The following is a 7,247-nucleotide window of genomic DNA, read 5'->3' as shown; positions in this document are numbered from 1 at the left end:
TGGTTTTCATGTACTTTGAATCAGTACTTTCTTACCTCGCTACGTTTATAAATGACATCTCTTTAATGAACTTATCGAATAAAACCTCACGGCTATCCTTTATATATCTTCGCTGTAATTCAGCGTTTCAATCTTGTTTTTTAATCGTTAACAAACTCCGTTCGGTAACTCCCTTTTTGTTGGGACTGCAAAGTTAGAAAAGTTTTTGACTTTATCAAACTTTCTGGCGGGCGTATTAAAAAAAACACGCATAAGCAGGGCTTTGCCTTTTGCTCACAGATACCAAAGTACCTGCAGGACAGAACAATTCGAGCTTTAGTCCACCATTAGGGAACTTGTAAATTTTTTTTATGTTATCCACCCTCACAATACTTCTTTTAGGATTGAGAATATACGACTTCGTATCAAGCAGCTTGAAAATATCCTCCAACGACCGATTATCTACGTTGTGAGTTCCATCATCATAATACACTTTAGTGACCCCATTACTAGGCAACACATACATGAGGCAGCGTGCTTCCGGTTGGGTTAAAGCTTTAGGCTCAGGAACCGTAAAATGTGGCGCACTGCCTGCTTGTGGAAAACTGAAAACCAGATTTAGGACAAGCAACATCAAAACAACCTGCCAGCTATGGTTAGTCATCCACATCGTATCTAAAATAAAAAATCCATGAACCGCGTAATAAATAGTAGCGAGTCCGAAAATCGTAAGAAAGGGCAGCAGCAAGCAAGTAAGGAGCTGCCAACTGAGTTTACGGTAGGCCAGGTCGTAAACCGGAAACCGCTTTTGCAATTTCAGGGTACTGTAATGTACCTGCTCTATTACGATCATTGCGATGGCTAAACTGGAAAGCATGGCGATCGGATATCCCCGGAGTTTGACCAACTCTGTGAAGCTTTGGAATTCTCCCCCCGTTGTAATAAGGTGGGCGGCAACAACTGCCAGGATAAATCTGTATAAAAAAGTGATTCGGTGTACATTTGACCCGTTCGGGTTCAACATTGAAATTTGCATTGATTTATTTTGGTTAGAGCGAAGGAACCTCCACATATCCGCAATAATAGACAAACGTTCCGCAATAAAATCAAAGCTTTTGAAAGAAAGTGGTACCAATCACCATTTATTTAGTTAAGTGCGCACTTAAATCCTTAAGTGTGCAGTTACCAGCTTACGTAAACACTTATCATTTTATCTGTACACTCCCCTCAGGTTAAGTGCAAAACCCTCTTTTCTCTAAAATCCACATTGTAGGTTCGTTTCAGCAATTAAACAATGCTGCTCCTAATCATGGTACTATATATAATCAGCATTTCCCTATTTCAGGCCCTTAAGAACAGCTTCAGCAGTTTATTACTAGTTGCCTCTCCTAGGTCCTGGCTTCGTGTCTCCTTCGTGTCTGCTTCGTGTCTGCTTGCGCGTGGCCCCTAGCAAACAGCCTTAAAGCACATAACTGAGCGGTATTCGAAAAGCTTCAGTACAAACTTCATATCAACCAGAATATTTCATCTAAATAAACAGATTTGCAATGGCAAAACTTAAACAGGGTATCTTCGGCCCAATAAGCGGAAAGCTCGGAAACCTGGTAGGGTCCACTTGGTTGGGCATTCCCTATCTCAAAAAAAGACCGATTAAGGTCAAAAACCCAAAACGAAGTCCTGCCCAACTGGCGAACAATCAAAAATTCGTTTATGTAAACGCATGGCTTATACCTTTCCATGATTATTTGATAGTCGGATTTAATAGTCTGGCTATTGGTAAGACTGCAGTAGCCGCAGCATTTTCTGCCGTCTATAAAACCGTCTTTACAGGTCTGATGCCTGAGCTCGAAATTGATTATTCCAAAATGCAGATCAGCTCGGGCTCTTTACGAGGCTTAGGCAATGTCTCAGTAACTTATGTAGAAGATCACCTCATAAATATTCAATGGGAGGATAATTCAGGTCCTTCAACACATTTCAACGATCAGGTCATGGTTGCATTCTATAATGAAGAACTAATGATGACGGACGGATTTATTGGAAATGTTAATCGCACGGAGAAAAAATACCTCTTCGCTTTAGAACCAGTGCTAATCGGAAAACCATTGCACGTCTATATCGCAGTAACTTCTTATAACAGAAAAAAAGCATCTGATACTACTTATTTAGGCCTAATCCAACCCCTATGAAAACGCACACCACCTCTACACTTAAAACGCTGATTGTAGAAAAAATGAACCCAAACTATAAAATGACCGTTCAGGAAATAGAAACCTGGACTAAGGTACTCCCAGATATTAAGAAGGAACTGGAAGAGCAGATAAACTTCTTTATCCAGAGTATTTTTCACAAATCTCTGGTCAAGAAACAACTCCAGCAAATGCAAACGGAGTGCACGTATCTTTTGAACGCGATCGACAAATACACAGACCTTAGCGATGAGATGCTGGCACTAAAAATCCTTGCAATTCATTGTGTTGAATATACACTCCTTACAATCATCAATGATTATGGGCCTTATGCTGATTTATCACTCAGAATGAACCAAATTCATTTTCGATTAAGGATTGATATCATTAAAGCTGACCTTATCAAGATAAAAGAAAAGTTAAAAGAACAGGCAGTAGAACCTGAACTACAGGTAATCGTTTTGCAAGGCGCACAAGAGCTTATTGGCAAAAAGACCGGGACTTATGAGCGGCTGAATTATTTAGGCGACCTTCAGTTGAATCTCCTTATTGTGTTATCTCACACAAGCGCTACGAACGTAAGAGAGTCATTACGTTCGTTTTTATATCAGGTTCATTACAATACGGAGCAGTTCATCGAGTTTTTGAAAAAAGAATATAGAGCAGATATGGGGAGGATAAAAGACCTCCATGATCAACTAAGCTTTTTAGTCCGCGTACATGGTCACCTTAGGAAGGTACAACCAACGCCAAAAAAACCAAAGTATTTACGCCAGGATACTGCAATCTATGATCGTTTGATCGCTTTTTTTGATACCGAAATGGTATGCCTGAAAATCGCTATTAAAAAAGCAATGCCCATAGTCGTTCCAATAGCGGCCCCTATCCCGGTGCCGCAAGCTCTGGTAGACTATAAGCTTAGGTTTAATTTTAGTGTGGACTGCCTTGCTTATCTGATCAAGCTGATGGTTAATGCAAACATTATTGAACCTGGTATTAAAGCGGAGCTGCTGCGCTATGTTGCAGCCAATTTTCAAACCCCGGGTACAAAAGTTGGCGGCATGTCTCCGGGAAGCTTCCTTACAAAGTACAAAAATGTAACCCAATCTACTTCAGTTACGGTTAAAGCGGGATTAATGGCCATGCTGAAATTAGTCGACAAAGAATTTTAGAAGTTGGTTTAGGGAATAACAAATTTATTTATAAGCCCCAGGTAATTTGATCTGGGGCATTAAATTAAAGCCAAAGTTTTTGCTTATCGACCTAGCGGATACGCAGCACTAAAACCTTCTCGAATTTGTATGGACTCGAGGTTTGGCCAGTTATAAATGAGACTTTGTCCATAACTACTGAATTGCCTGAATTTAAATTCAATGGCTGGGTATTTTTCTTGTCCAGAACTACTTTTTTAAGTCTTATTTCATTAAAATTCTTCGCAAAGAATAAGTCATGAGAGAGAATTTTCGCACCTTCAAATCCAAAGGAATCATATACAACGCCGTTGCGGAAAGCGAAAGAGGAATTTTTGACATCCAGGCTGAAGCTACGCTTCGCATCTCCGATGATATAAAAAGCGCTCAAAATACCGGTTGCGTTAACGTTTTCGAACTTTACATTGGTAACTGGCTGGCCAGTTTGCCAAAGGCCATCTTCATAATTGTAATTGTACACCCGATCTACATTTTCAATTACTACATCTTTGATCAGCCAGTTTCCACTTTTGATGGTTGAGTTGTCATCTTTTGGTGCAAAATGCACAAATGCAGAAAGCATGTTACTCCGCTTTTGAATTTTATGAATATACTTACCCGGACCATAAATTTTGGTTCTCAGAACAGTAAAATTTAAACAGCCCATCCTGAATCCGTTACAGGAAGTATTCACCTTGCAATCCGATATCATAAAATCCCGGTTATCATTTCCTGCAAAAGCATCATCCCCCGTTTTAAAGTCGCAGCCAGTTACCGTAAAATTGTCGCAGAATCGCGTATGAAGTCCATCATGGCCGCCGAGTATAGTCACATTTTTAACCGTACCAAAAGAACAGTATCTACAGTTGATCGCCCAATTGGCGGAGTTTTGAATAGTTATTCCAGTAAAATTGATGTTTTTGCATCCTACAAGACGGATACAATGCGGGCCCCTAAAGCCCTCTTCTCCTGTAGGATTGACACAATCTACTCCGTCGATCATTCCTTCTCCCTGTATAGAGATATTTGACACCTCTTTGCCATAAATGAATGCATCGTTTTTATAGTCGGTATACTTGGCACTTCCTTGAAGAACTGCGCCTTTGTTTAATTGGAGTGTTACGTTACTTTTGAGTTCTATTCCTCCGCATAGGTAAATTCCAGCTGGAAATATCACTATCCCTGCACCTTTGGCAGCGCAAGAATCAATTGCCTTTTGAATTTCTGTCGTAATAATAACGCCCCGGTTCGGCTTCATTACAATCCGCGTTTTGGATTTGTCTGGAATTTGAAATGATAATAAGATCAGAAATGCTACCGCTGTTGGCACTATCCTATAAGTATATAAAAGGTTGTGAAAAAAAGTCATCATCTAATACTAATATGGTAGGGTAAACCAAAAGATCGAGCCCTTCCCAACCTCGCTTTCCACGCCTATCTTTCCTCCGTGTTTCTTTATGATCTCTGAGCAAATGTAAAGGCCAAGTCCCAAACCGGATTTTTGGCTAATAGTGGGATCTACACGGTAATAACGGTCAAATAGTTGAGCAGTCTTGTACTGTGCAATTCCCGGTCCTTTGTCTATCACAGATATTTTTGCACCGGCATCTATCCTTTCAATATTAATGACAATCTCTTTTGAATCAGGAGCATATTTGACAGCATTGCTTACAAAATTGGTAATGACCTGATGTATCCGTTCTGCATCAGCACAAACTTCAAGATCGATTGCTCCAATAGTTTCGATGGAATAATTGTCGTCGATAATTAAATGATTAACGCAATCAGCAATCAGGTCAGATAGGATAAATAAAGTTTTATTTAAGGCAAGAACTCCGTGATTTAATTTGCTTGCATCCAGCAGGTCTTCAACCAGCTTATAAATTTTATCTGTACTATTGCTGGCCCGATCAATTAAATTAGATAACAGAGGTGTCAGAGATTTGTCCTTCATCCTGTTAATGAGTTGCATCACGGCCTTCAGACTAGTAAGGGGCGTCTTTAGTTCATGACTGGCAATACTGATAAAATCGTCTTTTTGTTCAAGCAATAATTTTTGGTCATGAATATCGGTACATGTACCGAACCATTTAGTGATTCTGCCCTCTGTATCATAGAAGGGAGCCGCCCTGCCAAGCACCCAAACGTATTCTCCCTTGTAGTTTTTTAAGCGATATTCAATTTCATATGCTTCCCCTGTTTTCAAAGAATGATTCCATAGTCCCCAGGCACGTTCCCTGTCATCCGGGTGAAACATTTGGTTCCAGCCTTCACCTTTAGTAGTTTCTAAATCTGATCCTGTAAAATCATACCATCTTTGGTTGTAATATTCGTGCATTCCCTTTTCATCAGTTACCCATACCATCTGTGTAATGGAATCCGCTAGTTGACGGAATTGAAGGGAACTTTGCTCTATGGTATGCCTTGCCTTTACTTGTTCGGTTATATCTGTTGCCACAACGAGAATACTGTCCGTTCTACCCTGCTCGTATTGGATTGGTTGGTAGATCAAATCGAAATAATATTCTGTTAAAACACCATTATTTTCAAGCAAAGCGAATACTTCGGAACTAGCGTACGATTTACCAGAAATAAAAACTTCGTCCAATATCTGCAAAAAGGATTGTTCTTCCAGTTCGGGCAACGCAATAGCTAATGGCTTGCCTATAATAGCTTCTGTTTTCCCCAAAAACTGTAAAAGTCTATTATTTGCGGTATCTATGAGGAGTTCCCTACTTTTAAGCACAGCGATTGCAACAGGTGCTTGTGTAATCAGGTGGTTCATCTTGGCTTCGCTTTCAGCTAGTCTACCCAAGGTTTGATTAAGGCTTCGGTGTGCCTCAACCTTACCTGTACTTTCAAAACAGGTTACCAATACCCCGCCAATTTCTCCATCTACATCTATCACCTGACTGTAGCTAAAAGTCCAATAAACATCTTCCATTCTCCCATTTCTGTAAATTGGCAGCAGTAAATCTTCCTGCCAAATGGCTTCCCCTCCCCCCATGACCTGATCAATATAGGGCCTTATTACCGCCCATATCTCCGGCCAGCAATCTTTACCAGATTGCCCTAATGCTTTGGGGTGTTTCGCCTGGTTTCCCAAACTTGGCCGATAAGCGTCATTGTAGAACTGGATCGATTCAGGCCCCCAGAACAAGAACATGGGGACTCTTGATTGAAGGATAATACCTAACGTGGTAAGGAGGTTTTGAGACCAGATGTCGGGGTGGCCAAGTGATGTCTTTGACCAATCAAAGGAACGGATCAATGCCCCCATCTCTCCGCCATTCTGGAGATATCGGACATACGAGGGTGACGGTTTAGCAATTTCACCCATAGTGAGAGTTTTTACACGTTATACTTCAAATCAAATATATCATTATTTATTTATTATCTTTTATAGAAAATGTAGTCCGTAGCTAAAGGCTCAAGTCCGTTTTGCTTAAATTCAGTAGCGATTTGTGCCCTGTGATAAGTAGAGTGGTTAATTGCGTGAAAAAGCATGTCTTTGAGGGAGTTACTAAAAGTCTGGCCTTTTGTATTGGCGTAGCTGATGGTATCGTTGAGGTCAAAATTGTCAATTATAAGCAATGAATGTTTATAGTTCATTAGGTCAATGTTCTTCAAGTCTTGCATGGGGTGAATTTCCCACACGCTGGAGGTTGATCGCCCGGGATCAATTCTATTGTTCCAAATTCGCTGCGCATTAAGTATATGACAGTAAACCTTTATTGACTTTTCAGATGTTTTTCCTGGGCTTTCCTTAAAAATACTGCCAAGTTGTTGATTGCAGTGATGATTGTATTCGAATAAGTCCTTAAAAAAATCTTTCATTCGATAAATTTACCAACTTATTAATGGAAATGAAAGAATATGGGACCTCAAT

6 protein-coding genes are annotated in these 7,247 nt (G+C 40.2%); 2 read left to right on the top strand and 4 right to left on the bottom strand.

Features of this window, described 5'->3' with window-relative positions; all coding sequences use genetic code 11:
• Positions 1–235 precede the first annotated feature (235 nt).
• Positions 236–1,015 (bottom strand): hypothetical protein, encoded by a 780-nt coding sequence (locus tag ACHFIZ_RS10965; RefSeq protein ID WP_410885736.1) that lies wholly within the window; start codon positions 1,013–1,015, stop codon positions 236–238.
• Between the two features lie 511 nt (positions 1,016–1,526).
• Between ACHFIZ_RS10965 and ACHFIZ_RS10960 the strand changes: the two genes are divergently transcribed.
• Both ACHFIZ_RS10960 and ACHFIZ_RS10955 read left to right on the top strand, forming a co-directional pair.
• On the top strand, positions 1,527–2,168 hold the full coding sequence (locus ACHFIZ_RS10960; RefSeq protein WP_410885734.1) for a DUF6266 family protein: 642 nt from the start codon (positions 1,527–1,529) through the stop codon (positions 2,166–2,168).
• Positions 2,165–3,340, top strand: a complete 1,176-nt coding sequence (locus ACHFIZ_RS10955) for a hypothetical protein (protein ID WP_410885732.1) — start codon at positions 2,165–2,167, stop codon at positions 3,338–3,340. Before ACHFIZ_RS10960 ends, ACHFIZ_RS10955 begins: the two co-directional genes overlap by 4 nt.
• A 91-nt stretch (positions 3,341–3,431) precedes the next feature.
• Here the strand turns inward: ACHFIZ_RS10955 and ACHFIZ_RS10950 are convergent, their stop codons facing one another.
• From ACHFIZ_RS10950 to ACHFIZ_RS10940, 3 genes are all read right to left on the bottom strand, one after another.
• The gene (locus tag ACHFIZ_RS10950) at positions 3,432–4,616 is read right to left on the bottom strand and encodes a glycoside hydrolase family 28 protein (protein ID WP_410885731.1); all 1,185 of its coding nucleotides are present in this window, start codon (positions 4,614–4,616) and stop codon (positions 3,432–3,434) included.
• 120 nt (positions 4,617–4,736) lie between these two features.
• Positions 4,737–6,698: an ATP-binding protein gene (locus ACHFIZ_RS10945; protein WP_410885729.1), complete on the bottom strand. Its 1,962-nt coding sequence runs from the start codon at positions 6,696–6,698 to the stop codon at positions 4,737–4,739.
• Between the two features lie 53 nt (positions 6,699–6,751).
• Entirely contained in the window at positions 6,752–7,195 is a 444-nt protein-coding gene (locus ACHFIZ_RS10940) for a DinB family protein (RefSeq protein WP_410885727.1), read from the bottom strand.
• Positions 7,196–7,247 lie beyond the last annotated feature (52 nt).

The organism is Pedobacter sp. JCM 36344 (assembly GCF_046546555.1).
Taxonomy (GTDB): Bacteria; Bacteroidota; Bacteroidia; order Sphingobacteriales; family Sphingobacteriaceae; genus Pedobacter.
This window is presented reverse-complemented; position numbering and strand designations above follow the sequence as displayed.